Below are 20,651 nucleotides of genomic sequence, written 5' to 3'. Positions count from 1 at the left end.
TGAGCGATAATGTCCAGCCCCTGGCGGATTTGCGCATCTTCAATGGTCAGCGGGACAAGGATGCGCAGCACGTTGTAGTACGGTCCGCAGGAGAGGAGGATTAGCCCTTTATCACGCGCACGCGCGACAATTTCGGCGGTCAGTTTAGCGTCTGGTTTCGTGTGGTCGCCATCTTCGAACAGTTCGATAGCAATCATCGCGCCCAGCCCGCGTACGTCGCCAATCTCGCGGTGGGTTTCCGCAATAGCCAGCAGGCCTTCACGCAGGGTTTGCCCCAGATCGTTGGCTTTTTGCAGCAGATTTTCCTGCTCGAAAATGTTCAGTACCGCCAGCGCGGCGGCACAGGCAATTGGGTTACCGGCATAGGTACCGCCCAGACCGCCCGGTGGAATAGCGTCCATGACGTCGGCGCGACCGGTCACGCCTGCCAGCGGGAAGCCGCCGGCGATGGATTTGGCGAAGGTGGTGAGATCGGGCGCAACGCCCATCTGCTCCATGGCAAACAGCGTACCGGTGCGGCCCGCACCGCTCTGTACTTCATCAGCAATCAGCATGATCCCGTGTTCGTCACAAATGGCGCGCAGACGTTGCATAAAAGCAGGAGAAGCGGCGTAAAAACCCCCCTCGCCCTGAACGGGTTCAATTACGATGGCGGCGACGTCTTCCGGCGCGGCATCGTTTTTGAAAATGCGGTGAATGCTGGCGATAGCATCGTCGTCACTGATGCCGTGCAGCGTGCACGGGTAAAGCGCGCGATACACGTGGCCCGGCATCAGCCCCATTCCGGCAGAGTATGGGTTCACTTTCCCTGTCAGCGACAGGGTGTAGTGGGTACGGCCGTGGTAAGCACCGCTAAAGGCGATGGTCCCGGTACGTTTGGTGGCGGCGCGAGCGATTTTTACCGCGTTTTCCACCGCTTCGGAGCCGGTGGTGACTAGCAGTGTTTTCTTGGCGAAATCACCCGGCACTTTCTTGTTCATGATTTCGCACAGCTCCAGGTATGGCTCATAGGCCAGTACCTGGAAACAGGTATGGGACAGCTTTTTCAACTGCGCTTCTACCGCAGAGACGATCTGCGGGTGCAGGTGCCCGGTATTCAACACTGCAATACCGCCGGCAAAATCGAGGAATTCACGGCCTTCAACGTCCCAGACCCGACAATTTTCTGCACGCTCGGCGAAAATTGGATGGATCTGGCCTACGCCACGGGGAACGGCGTTGCTGCGACGTTGCATGAGTTCTTTGTTGGTGCTCATCAGGTGTTCTCCAGTATTTATTTTATTAAAGGCCGATACACATATATTTGATTTCTAAGTAGTCTTCGATGCCGTATTTTGATCCTTCACGGCCAAGACCGGAGGCTTTGATTCCCCCAAACGGGGCAACTTCATTTGAGATGATGCCGGTATTAATCCCGACGATGCCGTACTCCAGCGCTTCGCCAACGCGGAAGACGCGGCTTAAATCTCGGGCGTAGAAGTAGGCCGCCAGCCCAAATTCGGTGTCGTTGGCCTGAGCAATGACGTCCGCTTCATCTTTAAAGCGAAACAGCGGCGCCAGTGGGCCAAACGTCTCTTCTTTGGCGACTTTCGCGTTGTCAGGCACATCCACCAGAATGGTGGGCTGGAAGAAGTTACCGCCGAGCGCATGAGGTTTACCGCCCGCGATAATGCGCGCGCCTTTATCCAGCGCATCGGCGATGTGTTCCTGCACTTTGGCAACCGCTTTATCGTCGATCAGCGGTCCGGTAGTGACCTCTGGTTGCAGACCATCGCCGAGATGCAGTTTGCTCACCGCCTGCTGAAGTTTTTCGGCAAAACGCTCATACACGCCGTCCTGAACGTACAGGCGGTTGGCGCAGACGCAGGTTTGCCCGGCGTTACGGAATTTCGAGGCCAGCGCGCCTTCCACGGCTTTATCAAGATCGGCATCGTCAAAGACGATAAACGGCGCATTGCCGCCCAGTTCCAGCGATACCTTTTTGATGTCTTTGGCGCACTGCTGCATTAACTGACGGCCAATTTCGGTTGAGCCGGTAAACGACAGCTTGCGTACCAGCGGGTTGCCAGTCAGCTCATTACCGACCGCGCTCGCAGAACCGGTCACCACGCTGAAAACACCTGCCGGGATCCCGGCGCGATTAGCCAGCTCTGCCAGCGCCAGCGCGGAGAATGGCGTCTGGCTGGCGGGTTTAAGCACCATCGTGCAACCTGCCGCCAGCGCCGGACCGGCTTTGCGGGTGATCATCGCCGCCGGGAAGTTCCACGGCGTAATCGCGGCGGTAACGCCGATCGGCTGCTTGATGACGATCAGGCGTTTGTCGGCCTGATGGCCAGGGATCGTATCGCCATAAATGCGTTTGCCCTCTTCGGCAAACCACTCAATAAAGGAAGCGGCGTAGGTGATTTCGCCTTTGGCTTCCGCCAGCGGTTTGCCCTGTTCCAGGGTCATCAGACGGGCGAGATCGTCCTGATGTTCAATCATCAGGTTGAACCAGCGGCGCAGGATGTTGGCCCGCTCTTTGGCGGTTAGCGCCCGCCACGCGGGCAGGGCGCGATTCGCGGCGTTAATCGCTTCGCGGGTTTCATCCGCCCCCATTTTCGGTACGCTACCTAATTTCTGACCGTTGGCGGGGTTGGTCACCGCGAGGGTCTCGCCGCTGTTGGCGTCACGCCAGTGGCCGTCGATCAGTGCCTGCTGGCGAAACAAGGTGGGATCGTTAAGTTGCATAATTGCTTCCTGTCTTAAAAAGGTTAACGGGTGAATGCGGCGTGTAATGTCTCCACGCTACGTGCCGCACGCAGCGTGCGTCCGGGATTACTCTGGTTCTCCAGCAGCGCATGAACTTTGCTGACAATATGTGCACCGATAGGGATTGCCGATGTTGCCGCCGGAGAAGGCGCGTTACAGGTGTGAATTGAGCGTGGCGTGGTGACAAACAGAAAATCGTCAATTAGCTTGCCATCAGGTGATACCGCCTGTGCCCGCACGCCCGCAGGCCACGGTTGCAGATCGTTAAGCGTCAGGCTCGGGCAATACTTTTGCACCAGCCGCAAATATCCGCTTTTGCACAGCGAGTTCTTCATTTCGCCAAGCCCGGATCGCAGGTTGTTTTGCAGCACGCGGCGAATACCAGAAGAGCCGAGGATCTCCAGCGTATCGCTGAGCGAGAAGTCACGCTTACGGTAGCCTTCACGTTTAAATGCCAGCACGGCGTTGGGGCCGACCGTGACGCTGCCGTCAATCATCCGGGTCAGATGAACACCGAGAAACGGCATCGCCGGATCGGGGATCGGGTAGATCAGATGGTTAACTATCTGGTTATGTTCTGACGCCAGGCGGAAATATTCGCCGCGGAACGGGCAGATAATGAATCCGGGGTCGATGCCAAGCATTTTCACCAGCCGATCGGCCATCAGGCCTGAGCAGGTAATCAGCGTCGCGCCCTCATATTCCTGGCCCTGACGGGTATGGACAATCACGCCCGTCGCATGCTCTTTCAGCGCGCTGACTTCGGCGTTATAAACAATCTCGCCACCTTTGGCCTGGAAAATCTTCGCCATCGCGGCGGTGACTTCGCGGTAGCTGACGATCCCGCTCGACGGGACAAAAATCCCGCCCAGCCCGGTAATGTTTGGCTCACGCTCATGCAATTCTTCGGCGTTTAACCACTCGCGCTCTAAACCGTTAGCGGCAGTGCGATCCCATAACGCGCGCATCCGCTCCATTTCCAGCTCTGAGGTGGCGACCAGCATCTTTCCGCAGACGTCATAGCGGATGCCGTTTTGGTCGCAAAAGGCTTTTGTGGCGCGATTTCCGGCCAGGCAAAACTGCGCCTTCAGGCTGCCGGGGGTGTAATAGACCCCGGCATGAATGACACCGCTGTTGTGGCCCGTCTGGTGGCAGGCCGGGCCGGACTCTTTTTCCAGTAGCGCGATTCTGGCGTCCGGATAGACATCAATCAGTTGCATGGCGGTCGACATGCCGATAATGCCGCCGCCAATAATCACAAAATCATACATCCGCTTTTTTCCTTCGCGCTTACTGATGAGTCTGGTAGTGGTTTGTCGCGTAAGCGAAATAGCCACGCTGGCGCATCAGTTCGCGGCGCAGGTCTGGGTGCGAGGTGAAACGATCGCGACCGTGCAGCCAGAACAGGTTGTTGATCAACAGGAATTTACCCACTGAAACCGGTACGGAAATAATACTTTTGCTGGTTTCCAGCGCGTCGGACAGGTCGCTCAGCCAGACGCCTTCTTCATAGTCTTTTGGCTGGACGAACTGGTCGATGTAGCGCATCACCGGACGACCCTGCTGGTCAACGTCAAATACCGGATGGAACACGTCCTGGCTCACGTTTTTGCTTGGCGGCGCGGCAAAGCGCATGGGGCGACGCGCCAGCGGATGGGTAAAGTACTGATCCAGATGTTCCCAGTCGTCAAGGTGCAGCAGCAGCGAGTTACCGCCGGTCATGTTCTGCTCGTCAATCTTCATCATCAGCACATAGTCGGTGATCTCTTCGAGGTAGGTTCCGTCGTTGTGTAGCTCCATAACACGGTGCGGCTGGCGCAGATAGCTGTCTGAGTTATCAACGTTTTTTACCACGAAGCGCGCATAGTACTGACCGCTCATCGCATCAAAATTGGAGCGTCCGATAAGATGCGCTACCGCCGTGGCCAGCTTGACCATCTCTTCCGCCTGCGCTACATCATCCACGCCCACGGCATTGATCAGCAGTGCGCCTTCGGCACGATCGAGCAACGTTTTCAGCAACAGAGGCTGCAACTGATTGCCGCACAGGTCATCGAGGATTTTGCCGACTTTGAAGCGCAAGAAAGATTTGTATTCCAGGGCCTGTACCGGCCACTGCGCCACGGCCTGCAGAAATTGCTCAGTGGTCTCAGCGGAAAAAGTCAGCTCCAGCAGGCGTGGGGACTGGGCTGATGGTTTCAGCGTGAAACCGCTGTAGTGCTGGGCTGGATCTTCAGCGTTCGGTTTTACGGCAGTCAGTGCGTTCATCAAATCGTTCCTCTCAGTAGATTGTCAGGGAGATATGGCGCAGCTCGTTTCGTAGCCATAAATTAAAAATATCTACATTTTTGAAAAACGCGCACAGAATGAGCTTGTTTGTTTACTATTTGTGATCAAAAACAACAAATATTTAACATTGAAAAAGGTAGGGATTTAAAGCGAAGTGGGGATAGAACGGTTTTCTCAGGGGTAAAACCCCCTGATTTTAAAGTGGAAAGTAAAGTCTCTTAATGTTCAAGGGCGATAGCGCAGACGTGTTCAACATGGGTGAGATCGTGGTACAAGTCGGGCAAGGTCATCTTCTTACGAATTACGATTTTGAGATTAACCTCAATTTTACCCTTCTTAATATCCCTGATCGTTATGTTTTCAATAATGTTTTTCTGCTGATGGATGCGGGTTATCAGATTTTCGAGTGCATCGCGTTCATCAAGAATAACCCGGACTTTTACTTTTCCGGGAAACTGGTTTTTAGTCTGTAAGAAAATAATGAACGGGCTTAGTTTGATTGCCAATAAAAATAAAGCCGTGGCAAAAAAAGCATGAAAATAAAAACCGGCTCCACAGGTGATTCCCACCCCAGCAGATGCCCAGACAATTGCCGCAGTAGTGAGACCAGAAATAGCATCGTCGTGTCGGTGCAGAATGACTCCCGCACCGAGAAAACCAACGCCGCTGATAATCTGAGCCGCCAGGCGCATAGGATCGCTACGGATGTTCATCGAAATTTCAGCATAGTATTCCGCAGATTGTATTGATACGACAGTTAACACACAGCTGGCTACGGATAAAATAACGCAAGTTTTGAAGCCGACCGGTTTCCCTTTCGATTCTCTTTCCAGGCCAATAATGCCACCCAGAATAAATGCAATGCTGATTTTGATGATCGTAGTTAAAGGCAACAATCCTTGCTCATTGATGATGGCGGCCAGATTATTCATGCAATTACCTTAATGAAAGAGTCTTTAACGATCAGGAGTTTGCTTTTTTCAATGGGAGGTCTGCTTTGCGTTTTGAAATATCGTCCCGGAAGAATATCAGGAAGAATACGCTGACCACTGCGGCAACGCCTGCTGAAACCAGCCAGAATGTTTCCCATTGCGGTAACGCCTGTGGGCCTTGTTCCGTCACGGTGTTGTTAAAGATTTGCCCGCATACGGTAGAGGCAAACAGCAAACCGACGCCGTTGGAGACGATGAATCGTAAACTTTGGGCTTGGGCTTTAATCTCTGGCGCGGCTTTACGGTCAACATAAATGTCGCCCACGGTAAAGAAGAAGTCCCAGCAGAATCCCTGCAACATCAGACCGATCAGCACAAACATCATGTTGGCATCCAGCGAGGCATGAGCAAACAACAGTGTGCGGATGATCCAGCAAACGGCGCCCAACATGAGAGTAATTTTGAAGCCGGCTTTCAGTAAGAAAAACGAGAGCAGGAACATAAAAATGACTTCACAGGCGATGCCGACCTGCATCATTGACGCGGCGTTATCGAATCCAAGCGCTTTTAAAAAGACCGGGATATAGGCGGAATAAGCTGTTTTGGGGATCATCAGGACAAAAATACTGAGCATCAAAACCGAGAAACTGCGGTCCTTGAAGAGTGCCAGAGCGTCCAGACATAACAGATCGCGGAGTGTAAATACGCTTCCTTTTGCTTTCGGTGGGGTGTTTGGCAACGTAAAGCAGTAAAGGCCGAGCACGACACCGGAGGCTGACGCAATATACCAGGTGATGGTATTTCCGGAATAGCCCATTTCACCAATAATAAAACCGATGACCATAAAGCCAAATGTGCCGAACACACGAATAAAGGGGAAGTATTTCACCCCGTTAATGTGGCTGAAACTGATGCTGTTAGCCAGCGCCGTTGTTGGATAAAACAGCAGACCAACCAGGAAGATCATGGTCAACGTCATACCCGTGTTTTGTGCCTCAATAAATTGTGGAACAAACAACAGTACGCCAGCATTAATTAAATGCAGGATCGCCATGACTTTTTGTGACGAAAAGAAACGGTCGGCTACCATGCCAATAAAGAGTGGCGAAAGAATGGTCGCCAGACCAAGCAAAGCATAAGATGAGCCAATAATGGTCGCCATACCATAGGTACTTAATACCAGTCCCATGGTCATATTCCAGGCGCCCTGCATGAAATATTGTATGAACATCATAACCAGCAGGCGTGGTGTTTTATTCAGGTCCATATTGCATATCCTTTATTGGTTGATGCTCAGGTTAAGCCCATCCCAGGCGACAAGAATGTTCTCTTTGTCGCACGCCGCCACGAGATCGTCGTGCAGTAGACCGCCGCTGTGTGAGACATGCGAGACGATGAGTTGGCTATTTTTCTCAAGGCAGCCCAGTTCTGCAAGCCTGTCTCTGGCGGCGAAAACAGTTTCCAGACTCATGTGGTTATTTGTACGGTTATCACCATTAAAACCGTAGGTACATTCCAGCACCGTTAAATCGATCTTTTTCCCTTTCAACCATTGCCAGGTGAGTTCAGGGAACCAGCCCGAATCATGTCCATAGAAAATTGACTGACCGTCTTTTTCGATAAACCAGGTATAACAAAGCTCCCATTTGGCATGGTTCGCCAGCAGTGGAGTGATTCGGTATCCGCGGGTTTCAACGGTTACGAAGGGAACCAGGCAATGAAAGGCAAATCTTTCTGCGCTGTAGCCAGGTAACACTTGTGCCGCGCCGTTAATCGCACGGTCATTACCAAAAATGTGCAACGGATGAGTAATCTCAAATCCGTACCCTTCCATTCGGCTAAAAAGATCGCCGACGTTGAAATGATCGGGATGTGTATGCGTGAACAGCAGCGATTTGATCTCTGTTGCGTCCAGGCCATCTCGCAGCAGTTGCTGAGTGAATTCAGGCGCGACATCAATCAACAGTTCATCGTCGATGATCGCTGAGGAGTGCGTGCGTATGTCTTTGCCTTTACGAATACGGGCTTGCTGACAGTGCTCACAACGGCAAAAAGGATTGGGTATCCCTTCGGATGCCGCGGTTCCCAGAAAATGAATATTCATGTTTCCCTCTTGATCAAAACAGAGTGTTGTTTTTTGAACGAAAATGTAATGAAACGTAATTGGAACGTGTCAATTATCATCCTGCGACTTCAAGGCAACAACGATCTTTTGTTGTAGAAGTGATCCTCTTCAAGAATTTATTGGTTTATTTTTATATTTCATGTGGTTGTAATTTTTGATTCATGTCTTCGTGCTATATGGGGTTGAGAGGTGGTTATAAGAATGTGTTGATAAAATGCACTTTTTAATATTGTAACGTTCAAATTATCTTGCTGAAGATAGTTTCCTGATGAGCGCCGTGCTAGCATCAAAGCATCAGGGGAAGGATGTAAAAATGCCAACTATCAAAGACATAGCAAGAATTGCCGGTGTGTCGCATGGGACTGTCTCGAATGTGCTCAATGGCAGAGGAAATGTAAGCGTTGAGAAGATTGAAGCGGTTCAACGTGCGGCCCGAGAAGTTGGCTATCAGTTGAATGCGCAGGCGCAATCATTGAGAGCCAGCAAAAGTCAGGGAGTGGCCTTGATTCTGCCTGACATCAATGCGGAACGTTACTATCAACTTTATCGGGGATTACACCAGGCCTGGCAACCTTCACTCAGCGAACCGGTTGATCTTTACCTGACTAATGATTTGCCCAATCTGGAACTGGATATTTTGCAAACACTGGCGGCAAAGTCTTACCAGGCTATTGTCACCGTGAGTTGCCTGGTCAACAGCCAGCCCTATTACGATATGCTCAGGCTCTCCCCGGAGAATGTGTTTTTTGCGTATCGCCAGCCAGCCGGTGCAGTTTGTTATTTTAGCCTTGACTATGTGACCGCAGGGGAAGAAACCGCAAGAAAGGCACTGGTGCAGCAGCCTGGTCATATTGGTGTTTTCTGCGAACCGCTGGAATTTGCCCACAGCGCACGCTTTACTCAAGCGATACAGAAGGTATGCCGGGAGTTAAGTCCGCACACAAAGCTTACGGTTATACCTGCGCATGCCAGTGAAGTTAACACCGTCGCGTTTGACTTTTTCCGGGGGGCGATACCCGATCTGTTTATTGTTCAGGACAGTGAGAAGACGCGTGCGTTGACGCAAGCGTCCTGGTTTGGGAGTTCTCAGTCCTGCCCGCCGATAGTACAACTGAGTGATAATCTTCCTGCATCTTTTGATGGAATCACCAGCTATCAGATGGATTATGCCCGCCTGGGGACAACTATTGCTTCATGTATTCGCCAACCCAAAAGTAAAGAGAAGCACCGTATTCTGACGAATTGCGGTTTTTCCTGGAATGGACAATACGCTCCGCCTCATGAGACGGAGGCGACGCTGAATATGTTAATTTTGCCCAGCCCTTCGACCGATGCGCTGAAGAAACTGTTACCTCACTTTTATCGCCAGACCGGTATTAAGGTTAATCTTGCGGTTTATCCGTATGATGAGGTTTTTGAAATTCTCTCTCATCTTCACCTGCACCCTTATTACGATTTACTGCGAATCGATATGGCGTGTTTTCCCTGGTTTGCAGAAAAAGCATTATTGCCGCTGGAGTCGGTCTCCCCCGAGCTCCCGTTATTGCTGGATAACTTCTCTGAGCAAATTAAGCAGCACTTCAGCCAGGTGAATGGGACTGCGTGGGCAATTCCCTTTGATGCCAGTATGCAGCTTCTGTTTTATCGACGAGATCTGTTTGAAGATGCGACGATTAAACGGATGTTTTATGAATCAACAGGAAAAGAGTTAACGCTACCAGAGAATTTCGCACAATTTGATGAGATTGCCGCTTTCTTTAGTCAACTGCATCAGCCAGAAAACAGACAGCGCCCGATGGGCACGGCGGTGACGTTGGGCAGTTCAGGACTTATCGCCACTGAGTACTTGCTGCGTTACTACGCGTTAGGGGGACGATTGGTGCGTGAGGGCGAGCCGGTACAACTTGATGCTTCGCTTGCTGCCGCTGCACTCGAAGAATATCTGCACCAGTTGTCTATCGCCGTGAATCTCCCTGGTGAGTGGTGGAGTGATGCGGTTAAACAGTTTGAGCGTGGAAATCTCGCCATGCTGATTATGTATCTCAATTTGTTTAACGATGTTGCGCATACGACCATCGCCCCCACGATCGGCTATGCTCCCGTTCCGGGGCAGCTTCCACAATTGGGCGGTGGCTCTATTGGAATGTCTCGCTACAGTAAGAAGAAAAAACAGGTTGAGCAGTTTTTTCATTGGCTTTATTCCGATGAAATTTCGCGCCATCTGGTTCTATTGGGGGGCAACAGCGCCTGGTCTGGAATATGTCACGATCAAAATGTTCTCAATCTCTACCCGTGGTTTAATTTACTGAATGAAAAAGGCATGACGGGAATACGGGAGTCTCAGGGAAGTAAAGGTGAGTCTTTTAACCTGCGACAGGCAGAGATTATTATCGGGCAAGGCGTGACGAATGCGATTAACGGCATTATGGACGTCACGCAGGCCGTGGAATACATCAATGCGCGGATCAGAAACGAAACGGGGGCCTGAAATATGCGACTCCTCGCCTCTTACTGATGACGTAAGAGGCGAGAAAAAGCGGTTAACAGTAACCCACTTTATAAATGCGCCCGGTCTGGATGCCTTCCACGCTGCGGCGGTAAGCGTTGGCCACAGTTGCCGCTGGCACGCTTTCAAAGCCTGGGAAGAATCCATCGTAGGCTTCAGCAGATTCACTCAGTACGGTTGGGCTTATCAGGTTAATACGCTGACCACGTTCCAGCTCACAGGCAGCCGCGCGCACAAATCCTTCCAGCCCGGCATTGATCGCTGCCGCATTTGCCCCCTGGGCAATGGGCTCATGGGCGATAATGCCGCTGATAAGCGTAATGGAACCGCCATCATTCAGGTAATGTTGCCCGGTTAAGGCCAGACGCACCTGGCCTAACAACTTATCCTGCAGGCCCTGATTAAATTCACTGTCGGTCATCGTTGATAGCGGGCCAAAGAACAGATTGCCGGTGGCGGAAACAATCGCATCCACGCGTCCTGTTTTTTCAAATAGCGCCTGTACGCTCTCTTGTGAGGTGATATCGACCTGGTAATCACCCTGCGTGCGGCCCACGCGGATAACCTCATGTTTACGGCTCAACGTCTCTGTGACTGCACGACCCACTGTACCGCTGGCACCAATAATGACGATTTTCATAACCACCTCCGCAATAGTGTGAGCCGCTATTCTTTAATGAAAATGAAATCAGATAAACTGGCTAAAAGTTAGATGATTACTAACCAAAGGTTTGCAATATGGATAAGCTGCGCAGCATGGAAACGTTTATCGCGGTGGTGGAAAGTGGAAGCTTTACCGGCGCGGCAACGCGACTGGAGATATCTGCGGTGATGGTGGGGAAATATATCGCCCTGCTGGAAGCGCAGCTCGGTACGCGTCTGCTGGAACGTAACACACGCCGTCAGAGTCTGACCGACGCCGGGCGCGTCTATTTTGAAGAAGCCCGTCGCGTGCTGGAGCAGGTATCGATAGCCGAACGTTCGGTAGAGCGTCTGCGGCTGGCACCAGCAGGGACGCTACGCATCAGCGCGCCCACGTCTTTTGGCGCCTGTGTTATCTCGCCGCTGGCCGCGGGTTTTTTGCAAACCTGGCCAGAGGTACGCATTGAGTTAGATCTGACTAACCGAATGGTGGATCTGGTCGATGAAGGGGTCGATCTGGCGATACGTATTGGTGATATTCATCAGACGGATGTGGTGGCGAAATATCTGTGTCCGTACCGTATGGCCATCTGTGCGTCGCCGGACTATCTTGCCCGATACGGCACTCCTCGAACGCCCGTGGATCTGGTGGATCATCTGTGTTTGTCGCATACCGTGTGGACGGCACGTAATGAATGGAAACTGCCGGGTGTGGCGGGTGAGGTCAGGTGGAAACGTGATGCGATTCTACGCTGTAATGATGGCCACGGCCTGCGTATGGCGGCGGTAGCGGGAGCCGGGCTGCTGTTACAACCAGAGGTTTTATTGGCAGAAGAGCTCGCGAATGGTCGGCTGGTCCGGGTGCTGGAGGGGTTTACGCCAGAGCCGCGGCCAATTCATTTGTTGTGGCGCCAGGATTTGCGTCCACTGCCCAAGCTGACGCAGTTTGTTGAACATGTGCTGGAAGGAACGCTGGGGCTGCGCGGAAAATAAAAATGCCGGATGGCGTTGCGCTTATCCGGCCTACAACCGAGCCAAATTGTAGGCCGGATAGGGCGCAATAGCGCCGCCATCCGGCAATTTGTTAGCCGATGTCCACCTGCGGCTTATTGTTGCGTTTGCGGATCAGGCGCAGTACTGGCGGGATAACGATAACCATGACCGCCATCACCAGCAGGACTTTCGCCACGCCGCTGGCCCACAGAATATCCATGCTGCCATTACTGATGGACAGGGCGCGACGCAGGTTCTGCTCCAGCATTTCCCCGAGCACAAATCCGAGAATTAACGGAGACATCGGGAAGTGCATTTTACGCAAAATGTATCCCAGTACGCCGAGACCGACCATCAGTACCAGATCGAAGGTCGTGCTGTGGACGGCATACACGCCGACCGCCGAAACCGCCGCAATGGCCGGAACCAGGAACCACAGCGGAATGGTCAGCATGCGGGTGAACAGACCGATTAACGGAATGTTCATCACCAGCAGCATCACGTTGGCAATCAGCAGCGCCGCGATCAGTCCCCAGACGATATCCGGTTGTTCGGTGAACATTGCCGGGCCTGGCGTGATGTTGTACAGCGTCAGCGCACCCATCATTACCGCCGTGGTGCCCGAACCTGGTACGCCGAGCGTCAGCATTGGGATAAACGAGCCACAGGCCGAGGCATTGTTGGCCGCCTCAGGTGCGGCAACACCACGAATGTCCCCCTTGCCAAAGCTGTCGCTGTTGCCGCTGAGCTTCTTCTCGGTCATGTAGGTGATAGCACTGGCTATGGTGGCCCCTGCGCCGGGCAGGACGCCGACGAAAAAGCCAATCACCGATGAGCGCAGCGTTGTGCCTACGCACTGCATACCTTCTTTGGCATTGAACAGCATACGGCCCGTTTTACGTACCAGCGTTTGGCCACTGCTGGTATGTTCCAGCATTAATAATATTTCTGAGACAGAGAACAGCCCAATCACTACCACGATAAATTGCACACCGTCGGAGAGATGAACACTGTCAAAGGTGAAGCGATAAACCCCGGTGTTGGCGTCTACGCCGACGGTCGCGAGTCCGAGACCGATAAGCGCTGCCAGAAATGATTTCAGTGGGTTCTGCGCCATCATGCTGCCGAGACAGGCAATGGCGAAGACCATTAAGGCAAAGTATTCTGCAGGACCGAATGACAGCGACCATTGTGCTAACGCCGGGGCAAACAGAATGATGCCGCCGATAGCGATAAGCGAACCGAAGAAAGAACTGACCGCTGAGATAGAAAGCGCCACGCCGCCGCGTCCCTGTTGGGCCATTGGATAGCCGTCAAGGGCGGTCATAATGGCTGCCGCATCGCCAGGAACATTGAGCAGGATAGAGGAGATGCGCCCGCCGTACTCGCAGCCGATATAAACAGTCGCCAACAGGATCAGCGCAGATTCCGCAGGGAGATGCAAAGCGAAGGCCAGCGGCAGCAGGATCGCCACGCCATTGATCGGCCCCAGGCCCGGCAGCAACCCAACGATGGTGCCGACAAAGCAGCCGATCAAGGCAATAACCAGGTTTTCCGGCGTCATCGCCACTGCGAAACCCTGAGAAAGATAAATCCAGGTATCCATCGTTTCTCCGTTAACCCAGCCAGGCGCCGAGTGGTAAGGTGACGTCAAGCAGTCGGTCGAAGGCGTACCACAACAGAATGCCGAGAACCGAACCGGAAATGCCCGCTGCCGGGATGGTTGCGCCGAACAGCATGCCAATCACCACGGTGAGAATGGCAGTGGCAATGGGAAAGCCCAACCATTCAAACCCCCAGGCGTACATCAGCAGCACAATCACCATCGTGAGCAACTTTTGCAGCACGTGGCGGCGAGGCCAACTGATGGTGTCCGGGTGGCGCAACAGCAGCGCGACGGCACACAAGAGCATCAAGCTAATAATGCCAAGCGGAAAGGGACGCGGCCCAACGGGTTCATAGCTGTATTCGCTGCTGATTTGCCAGGCCACGAACAGCCCGGCTATACAGAGCAACAGCCAGATACCCGCGAAAATACGATCGCTCATCATCTTTGCCCCCGGGCTTATTTCGCCAGACCGAAGGCTTTTGCCTGCTCACGATAATCGGTGACCTGTTTCTTCACGTAGTCATCGAGTTGCTTACCGCTCATGTTGAACTCGAACAGGCCACGCAGATCACGCTGCTTTTTAAATTCGTCGGTCTGTTGGAGCTTATTAAAGGCATCAACCCACCACTGGTAATCCGCATCGCTCACTTTTGGCCCAACGTAGAAGCCACGAATAATCGGCCAAACAAGGTCATAGCCCTGCTCTTTGGCGGTAGGGACATTGGCTAACTGGCCCGGCAGACGTTCATCAGAGAACACCGCGAGTACGCGGATCTTGTCGCCGCTGAGATAGGGCACCATTTCACTGAGATCGCCGGAAACCACCTGGACGTGATTGCCCATCAACGCGGTCACCGGTTCGCCACCCCCCTCAAAGGCGACGTAGCGCATTTTGTGCGGATCAACGTTGGCTTTTTGCGCCAGCAGCGCCGACTTCATCCAGTCCTGGCTACCGATAGAAGCACCCGCGCCAATCACCACGCTGTTGGGATCTTTCTCCATGGCAGTCAGCAGGTCTTTCAGCGTCTTCCAGGGGGAATCACTACGCACGGCAATCATGCCGTAGTCAGTGCCTACACTTGCCAGCCAACGCACGTCATCGACGCCATAGCGGCCGAATTTACCTTGCGACAGATTTAGCAGGGAGCCGCCGGAGAAGGCCACGACGGTTCCGGCTTCGGCAGGACGTTGCGCGACGATAGCGTTATAGGCCACGGCACCCACGCCACCGGGCATATAGGTCACGCGCATCGGTTTTTCGATGGCGCCAGTTTCCATCATGCTCACCTGAATCAGCTTACAGGTGAGGTCGAACCCACCGCCGGGTTTTGCCGGAGCAATGCATTCGGTGCGCGATGGCGCTTGTTCGGCTAAAGCAGAAGTACTCATCAATAAAATGCTTGCAGTAAGGGTACGAAGTAATTGTTTTTTCATTGTTTATCCTCACGCCGGAAAACCGGATTTTCGGGTACGGAAGAAGATTTTTGTGATTATGTGAGCCGATGTGTAGCAGTTCGGTTGCGTGATTGTTAAAACATTAACCTTTCAATTCCCTTTCAATGCGGCAGAAACTTTACAGGATGTGATATGCGTCTCTTATTAGCGGAAGATAACCGTGAGTTAGCTCACTGGCTGGAGAAAGCGCTGGTGCAAAACGGTTTTGCCGTTGACTGCGTGTTTGATGGCCAGTCGGCCGATCATCTTTTACACAGTGAAACCTACGCGCTGGCGGTACTGGATATCAACATGCCGGGGTTGGATGGTCTGGAAGTCGTCCAGCGCCTACGCAAACGCGGGCAGACGCTGCCGGTTTTGTTGCTGACGGCGCGCAGCGCGGTAGCCGATCGGGTGAAGGGACTGAACGTCGGGGCCGATGATTATCTGGCTAAGCCGTTTGAGCTTGAAGAGCTTGATGCCCGGCTGCGGGCCTTGCTGCGGCGTAGCGCAGGCCAGGTGCAAGGGATACAGCAACTGGGGGAGTTAGCGTTTCATGATGAAGGTTACTTTCTGTTGCAAGGACAACCGTTGGCGCTTACGCCGCGTGAGCAGGCCCTGCTGACAGTCCTGATGTACCGTCGACTGCGTCCGGTTTCACGTCAACAGTTGTTTGAGCAGGTGTTCAGTTTGAGCGATGAGGTCAGCCCCGAAAGCATTGAGCTGTATATCCATCGGTTGCGGAAGAAACTGCAAGGGAGCGACGTGCGTATAGCCACGCTGCGTGGCCTGGGTTATGTGCTGGAACGCTGCGATGAGGTGGGTTAAGCCCCAGTCGTTGTACCTGCAACTGCTGATGTTTCTGGGGCTACCGCTGCTGTTGCTGTGGGGACTCTCGGCGTTTAACAGCTACGTTAGCGCATTACAGGCCGCGACGCAGGCGTATGACCGGACGCTGCTCTCATCGGCCAGAACGGTTTCTGAGCGGCTGGTGGTGCGCAATAAACACCTGGAAGTCAACGTGCCGTGGGTGGTACTGGACAGCTTTGAACTGAACATGAACGACAGGCTGTATTACAAGGTGGTCGATCCGGCGGGGAAGGTTATCTCGGGTTATGACGATTTACCGGCCATGCCGCCCGCGACCTCGCGTACCCGGCTGTATCCGGCGTTAGCGTGGTTTTATCACACGGAATATCGCGGTGAGGCGATCCGCGTGGCACGCCTGCTCCAGCCGGTCAATGAGGGCGGTATTGTCGGCATGGCTGAAATTTATGTCGCCGAAACGCTGCAATCGCGGCGCTATCTGGCGCGACAGCTGCTGTTTTCCTCGTGGGTTTCGCAAGGGCTGCTGGTGCTGCTCACTTTGGTTCTGGTCGGCTGGCTGCTGCGCCGGGTGTTACGCCCGATGCGCCAGCTGTCTTCGCTGATGGTGCGTCGTGAGCCGGGGCTACTGACGCCGCTGCCTGAGCTGCTGCCGTGGTCGGAAACCCGTTTGCTGATTGTCGCGTTCAACCGCTATATCGATCGACTGCGAGGGCTTATCTCCCGCCAGGAACGCTTCAGCGCAGATGCTTCCCATCAGCTCAAAACACCACTGGCAGTGCTAAAAACGCAGGCGGCAGTGGCTTTGGCGAGCCCGCAACCGCAGCAATGGTATGAAAGCTTACAGGCGATGAGTTCAACGCTGGATAACACTATTCAGCTGACGGAAAGGTTGTTACAGCTTTCAGCGGTGAAGCGTAAAGAGCAAGGGGAAAGGCATTTCTCGCCGGTTAATCTGTATGAGGTGGTGCAAACCAGCTGTTTTACCCGACTGGCGCAGGCGCGTAGTAAAGGGATCGATCTGGGCTATGAAGGGAAGCAGGAGGCGCTGTGGATTGAAGGGGATGAGGTGCTACTCGGTGAACTGTGCGGAAATCTGCTGGATAATGCGCTGAAATATACGCCAACGCAGGGCGTGGTGACGGCGCGTTTAATGTGCGAGGGAGAAGCTGTGATGCTGGTGGTTGAAGATAGCGGGCCAGGTATTGATGCACAACAGGTGCATCAGGCGTTACAGCCCTTTCATCGCCTGGATAACGTCGGCAACGTCCCGGGGGCAGGGATAGGCCTGGCTCTGGTCAACGATATTGCGCGTCTACACCGTACACACCCGCAGTTGTCGCGCAGCGATACGTTAGGAGGACTGAGCGTACGAGTACGATTTTTAAGCATCACGAACTGATATCTTTATTTCACTGGTGCAGATTATTCTTAAGAAAATTACAGATAAGAAAGCCGATCATTATTAATAATAACGGAAAGTGATTTATTGATTTTATTTGTATTGCGGTGCAGTTAATCAATTTCAACGGCTATTTAGGGGAAAAAGAGAAACGATTTATGCTATTCGTCATACATATAACGGCTTTTCATAGTCTACGAAATGCTATCTGTCAATAACGGTTGTGTTGTAAATTCTCATCTTTTTTGGCGGTGGTGATAAAACGTTCATTCAAAAATTAATGATAAAAATCATAATGATATAAATGGAACGTGGGTGATAGTCACACTAGTCAACATTATTTTTTACATTTACTGACAATGTACCATTGCGTTTTTTAGACTTGTGATATAATTAGCAACATGAAAAGAGAAAAAAACAATTAAATATCAATAAATAATGGGCTGAGATATGCTTAAAAATTCGCTAAAGATTAGCAGTCAAGGATATCCAGTCTTTTTAAAACTGGTCGATTTTATTGTAATCAATATTACATTAATTTTTAGCGCCCATCTGTTAAATATGGTGCCGTTTAAGACCATTGTCATTCTGAGCATCCTCTTCTCAGTGTTTTTCCTGTTGCTTGCTGAATACACAAAAATGTACCAGCAGAAGATAAAAACCATCGGCATACGTAACCAAAAACGGCTGCTTTTCTGTACGCTGCTGGCGATCTCGTTCAACGAAGTGATCAGCATGACGGTGGCCGAACCGGAGTCACTTGGATACCTGACAAGTCTGACACCGTCATTTTTATCCCCTATTGTTTACTGGTATTTCATTCCTTTACCTTTTCTTTATTTTATTCGTTTTTTCATTTTTAAATATTCAACGAAAAAAAACATTCGTGTGGCGATTATTGGTCTTACCGACAACGGCGTGGCAGCAGAAAATGCATTGATAGCTGAATACTCCAATATCAAATTAGATTTGGCTTTTTATGATGAACGCGCGTTGTCCCGCTGTGGTGATATCGTGGATAAGATAAAAAGTCCCTTTCGCGGTCCTGTCATTAATCTGGTTGAAGAGGCTAAGCAAGGGAATATCGACGAGATCTATATCGCATTGCCGATGGTGGCATTACATCGTATTCGTCACTTTTTGGCCATGATGTCGGATACCACGGTAGATACCTATATTGTTCCTGATTTTTATACCTACAGTAACAATATGTCCAAGCTGCGCTCGATCCACAACCTGCAAACCATTGGCATCTTTAGCTCACCGTTTGAAGGGGCCGGTTCATTTATTAAACGTGCGGAAGACCTGATTCTCGGTAGTATCATTATGGTGATGATCTCCTCACTGATGTTAGCGATTGCTATTGGTATTAAACTTACCTCCCGTGGTCCGGTGTTTTTCAAACAAGATCGATACGGCCTGAGCGGACAAAAAATTAAGGTATGGAAATTTCGCTCGATGCGAGTTATGGAGAATTCCGATACGGTTATCCAGGCCACTAAGAATGATCCGCGCGTGACAAAATTTGGTAGTTTCTTGCGACGCACCTCTCTTGATGAACTCCCGCAATTCATTAATGTATTGCAGGGAAGTATGTCTATTGTCGGTCCCAGACCTCATGCGGTTACGCATAATGAACAGTACCGCAAACAGGTCGAAAATTACATGATCCGCCATAAAGTTAAGCCGGGGATCACCGGGCTTGCGCAGATTAACGGTTTCCGTGGGGAAATCGATGCACTTTATAAGATGGAAAAGCGCGTTCAGTATGATATTGAATATATTCAAAACTGGTCGTTATGGCTGGATATAAAAATTATTATTAAAACTATTTTCAAAGGATTTGTCGGTAAGAATGCATACTAAATTAATAGTTATTACCGGAATCGTGATATCGCAGTCCGCATGGGCTGATCTAACGCCGAAATCACACATTGGCTTTGCGGGGATCGACTTCCAGGGCCAAGCTGCTGTGGATTACGGTTATGATGATAACGTAACTTATCAGCCCCATAACCGCGATGCGATAGGTTCAGCGTTCCAGAGCGCGGCACCTGTGTTTAGTATGGTCGGTGAGCGCGGACAGGATAAGTATTTGCTAATGTATTCAGGCGATTATCGTAACTACTCAAGCGATTCTGCCGATAACTATAACGACCATTTTTTCCGTTTTAACGGTGCCTGGCGTTATGGGCAAATGCACGGCTTAACCCTGAATCTGGAAGATTCAATTGGGCATGAATCTCGCGGCCGAGATATCACAGAGGGCTTTTTGCCGAACCAGTTCCGCCAGTATGGAATTAACTCTCCGCTGACGAATAATTTTATCAACAGTGAGTTGCGCTATAGCTATGGCGCACCAGATGGACGCGGCAAAGCGGAACTGGCACTGTTATATAAAAAACTGACGTTCGGGAATACCTCGGATGTGCAGGATACCAGCCCGGATTTTTACAATTATATTCAGCAGCAGGAATGGCATGAAAATAGTCTGGTGGCTGAAATTTTTGACCAATACACCTCCAGAACGCGCTTTCGCTATAGTTTTATTACTAATCAGCGTCACTATGATAACAACTCAGAAAAAGACAGTAATGAATACTATTTGCTTTACGGTCTGAAATCGCAGTTGACGGGGAAAACCAACGTCGACATGAATATTTCATGGCTGTACAAAACATTTGAAAATGCCGCAAACTCGAGTGATTTTAATGGTCTAAACTGGGATATAAAGGGGGAGTGGAAGCCGTTAAATCAGTCAGTCTTCACCGCCCATTCTGCTCAAAGTATTAAAGATCCCTCGGAAGTTGGGGGGTATATCTTAGTGACTGAGTATGGGATTTCTTACCAGCATTTCTGGCTGGGCAATCGTTTTTCTACTTTGCTGGACTACTCATACACCACGGAAGACTATAAAAAACAGAACAAGGATCGACATGATAAAAATGGTGTATTTAGTGTAACCATGAGCTATGACTACACGCCGTCTGTCAATTTTGAGATTAAATATCAATTAGATACCTTGAATTCAAATAAGGATACTGATTCGTTTTATATCGGTCCCGACGACAGTAAGGAAGTCATTAGAACGTTGGGTTATGATAATTCTATGATTATGCTTAAAGCTAAGGTTCAGATCTAAA

17 protein-coding genes are annotated in these 20,651 nt (G+C 51.3%); 6 read left to right on the top strand and 11 right to left on the bottom strand.

Translation table 11 applies throughout. The features are described 5' to 3' along the window. From gabT to JTI85_RS17035, 7 genes are all read right to left on the bottom strand, one after another. Positions 1–1,256: 4-aminobutyrate--2-oxoglutarate transaminase (gene gabT, locus JTI85_RS17065; protein ID WP_219351793.1), on the bottom strand; the 1,256-nt coding region annotated here is incomplete at its 3' end. 25 nt (positions 1,257–1,281) lie between these two features. Next, complete coding sequence (gene gabD / locus JTI85_RS17060; RefSeq protein WP_115601604.1) at positions 1,282–2,730, bottom strand: NADP-dependent succinate-semialdehyde dehydrogenase; 1,449 nt, start codon at positions 2,728–2,730, stop codon at positions 1,282–1,284. Positions 2,731–2,753: 23 nt separating this feature from the next. Further along, positions 2,754–4,022, bottom strand: coding sequence for an L-2-hydroxyglutarate oxidase (lhgO, locus tag JTI85_RS17055; RefSeq protein WP_172741815.1), 1,269 nt, complete (start codon positions 4,020–4,022; stop codon positions 2,754–2,756). Positions 4,023–4,041: 19 nt separating this feature from the next. Then, the gene (gene glaH / locus JTI85_RS17050; protein WP_048212987.1) at positions 4,042–5,019 is read right to left on the bottom strand and encodes a glutarate dioxygenase GlaH; all 978 of its coding nucleotides are present in this window, start codon (positions 5,017–5,019) and stop codon (positions 4,042–4,044) included. 239 nt (positions 5,020–5,258) lie between these two features. Continuing rightward, positions 5,259–5,972, bottom strand: coding sequence for an MgtC/SapB family protein (locus JTI85_RS17045; protein ID WP_003037218.1), 714 nt, complete (start codon positions 5,970–5,972; stop codon positions 5,259–5,261). A gap of 31 nt (positions 5,973–6,003) precedes the next feature. Next, on the bottom strand, positions 6,004–7,239 hold the full coding sequence (locus JTI85_RS17040; protein WP_061068425.1) for an MFS transporter: 1,236 nt from the start codon (positions 7,237–7,239) through the stop codon (positions 6,004–6,006). A 12-nt stretch (positions 7,240–7,251) separates the two neighbouring features. Continuing rightward, positions 7,252–8,076 carry an MBL fold metallo-hydrolase gene (locus tag JTI85_RS17035; protein ID WP_049002292.1) on the bottom strand — a complete coding sequence of 275 codons (825 nt, stop codon included), beginning with the start codon at positions 8,074–8,076 and terminating at the stop codon, positions 7,252–7,254. 334 nt (positions 8,077–8,410) lie between these two features. Here JTI85_RS17035 and JTI85_RS17030 point away from each other — a divergent pair, with 334 nt between their 5' ends. Then, positions 8,411–10,585 (top strand): extracellular solute-binding protein, encoded by a 2,175-nt coding sequence (locus JTI85_RS17030; RefSeq protein ID WP_061068424.1) that lies wholly within the window; start codon positions 8,411–8,413, stop codon positions 10,583–10,585. 52 nt (positions 10,586–10,637) lie between these two features. On the opposite strand, the gene JTI85_RS17025 is transcribed toward JTI85_RS17030, so the two are convergent. Next, positions 10,638–11,243, bottom strand: coding sequence for a short chain dehydrogenase (locus JTI85_RS17025; RefSeq protein ID WP_137364275.1), 606 nt, complete (start codon positions 11,241–11,243; stop codon positions 10,638–10,640). A 98-nt stretch (positions 11,244–11,341) separates the two neighbouring features. Between JTI85_RS17025 and JTI85_RS17020 the strand changes: the two genes are divergently transcribed. Beyond that, a complete protein-coding gene (locus JTI85_RS17020) occupies positions 11,342–12,238 on the top strand; it encodes a LysR family transcriptional regulator (protein ID WP_048212985.1) in 897 nt (298 codons plus the stop codon). A 91-nt stretch (positions 12,239–12,329) separates the two neighbouring features. Here the strand turns inward: JTI85_RS17020 and JTI85_RS17015 are convergent, their stop codons facing one another. From JTI85_RS17015 to JTI85_RS17005, 3 genes are read right to left on the bottom strand one after another with little or no spacing between them, the layout of a single operon-like run. Beyond that, the gene (locus JTI85_RS17015) at positions 12,330–13,844 is read right to left on the bottom strand and encodes a tripartite tricarboxylate transporter permease (RefSeq protein WP_137346401.1); all 1,515 of its coding nucleotides are present in this window, start codon (positions 13,842–13,844) and stop codon (positions 12,330–12,332) included. A 10-nt stretch (positions 13,845–13,854) separates the two neighbouring features. Next, positions 13,855–14,289 (bottom strand): tripartite tricarboxylate transporter TctB family protein, encoded by a 435-nt coding sequence (locus JTI85_RS17010; protein WP_105242189.1) that lies wholly within the window; start codon positions 14,287–14,289, stop codon positions 13,855–13,857. 14 nt (positions 14,290–14,303) lie between these two features. Continuing rightward, on the bottom strand, positions 14,304–15,281 hold the full coding sequence (locus tag JTI85_RS17005) for a tripartite tricarboxylate transporter substrate binding protein (RefSeq protein WP_061068421.1): 978 nt from the start codon (positions 15,279–15,281) through the stop codon (positions 14,304–14,306). A 153-nt stretch (positions 15,282–15,434) separates the two neighbouring features. Between JTI85_RS17005 and tctD the strand changes: the two genes are divergently transcribed. The 4 genes from tctD (at position 15,435) to JTI85_RS16985 (ending at position 20,650) form a co-directional block, all read left to right on the top strand. Next, positions 15,435–16,109 carry a transcriptional regulator TctD gene (tctD, locus tag JTI85_RS17000; RefSeq protein ID WP_116360823.1) on the top strand — a complete coding sequence of 225 codons (675 nt, stop codon included), beginning with the start codon at positions 15,435–15,437 and terminating at the stop codon, positions 16,107–16,109. Continuing rightward, a complete protein-coding gene (locus JTI85_RS16995; protein WP_219351791.1) occupies positions 16,096–17,508 on the top strand; it encodes a sensor histidine kinase in 1,413 nt (470 codons plus the stop codon). Before tctD ends, JTI85_RS16995 begins: the two co-directional genes overlap by 14 nt. Positions 17,509–17,958: 450 nt before the next feature. Next, positions 17,959–19,374: an undecaprenyl-phosphate glucose phosphotransferase gene (locus JTI85_RS16990; protein WP_061068418.1), complete on the top strand. Its 1,416-nt coding sequence runs from the start codon at positions 17,959–17,961 to the stop codon at positions 19,372–19,374. Next, entirely contained in the window at positions 19,364–20,650 is a 1,287-nt protein-coding gene (locus tag JTI85_RS16985) for an outer membrane beta-barrel protein (protein WP_115643001.1), read from the top strand. The genes JTI85_RS16990 and JTI85_RS16985 overlap by 11 nt, the downstream gene beginning before the upstream one ends. Position 20,651: the final 1 nt, after the last annotated feature.

The organism is Citrobacter sp. Colony219 (genome assembly GCF_019382635.1).
GTDB lineage: Bacteria > Pseudomonadota > Gammaproteobacteria > Enterobacterales > Enterobacteriaceae > Citrobacter > Citrobacter youngae.
The sequence above is the reverse complement of the archived record's forward strand: the minus strand, read 5'-3'. Positions and strand labels throughout refer to the sequence as shown.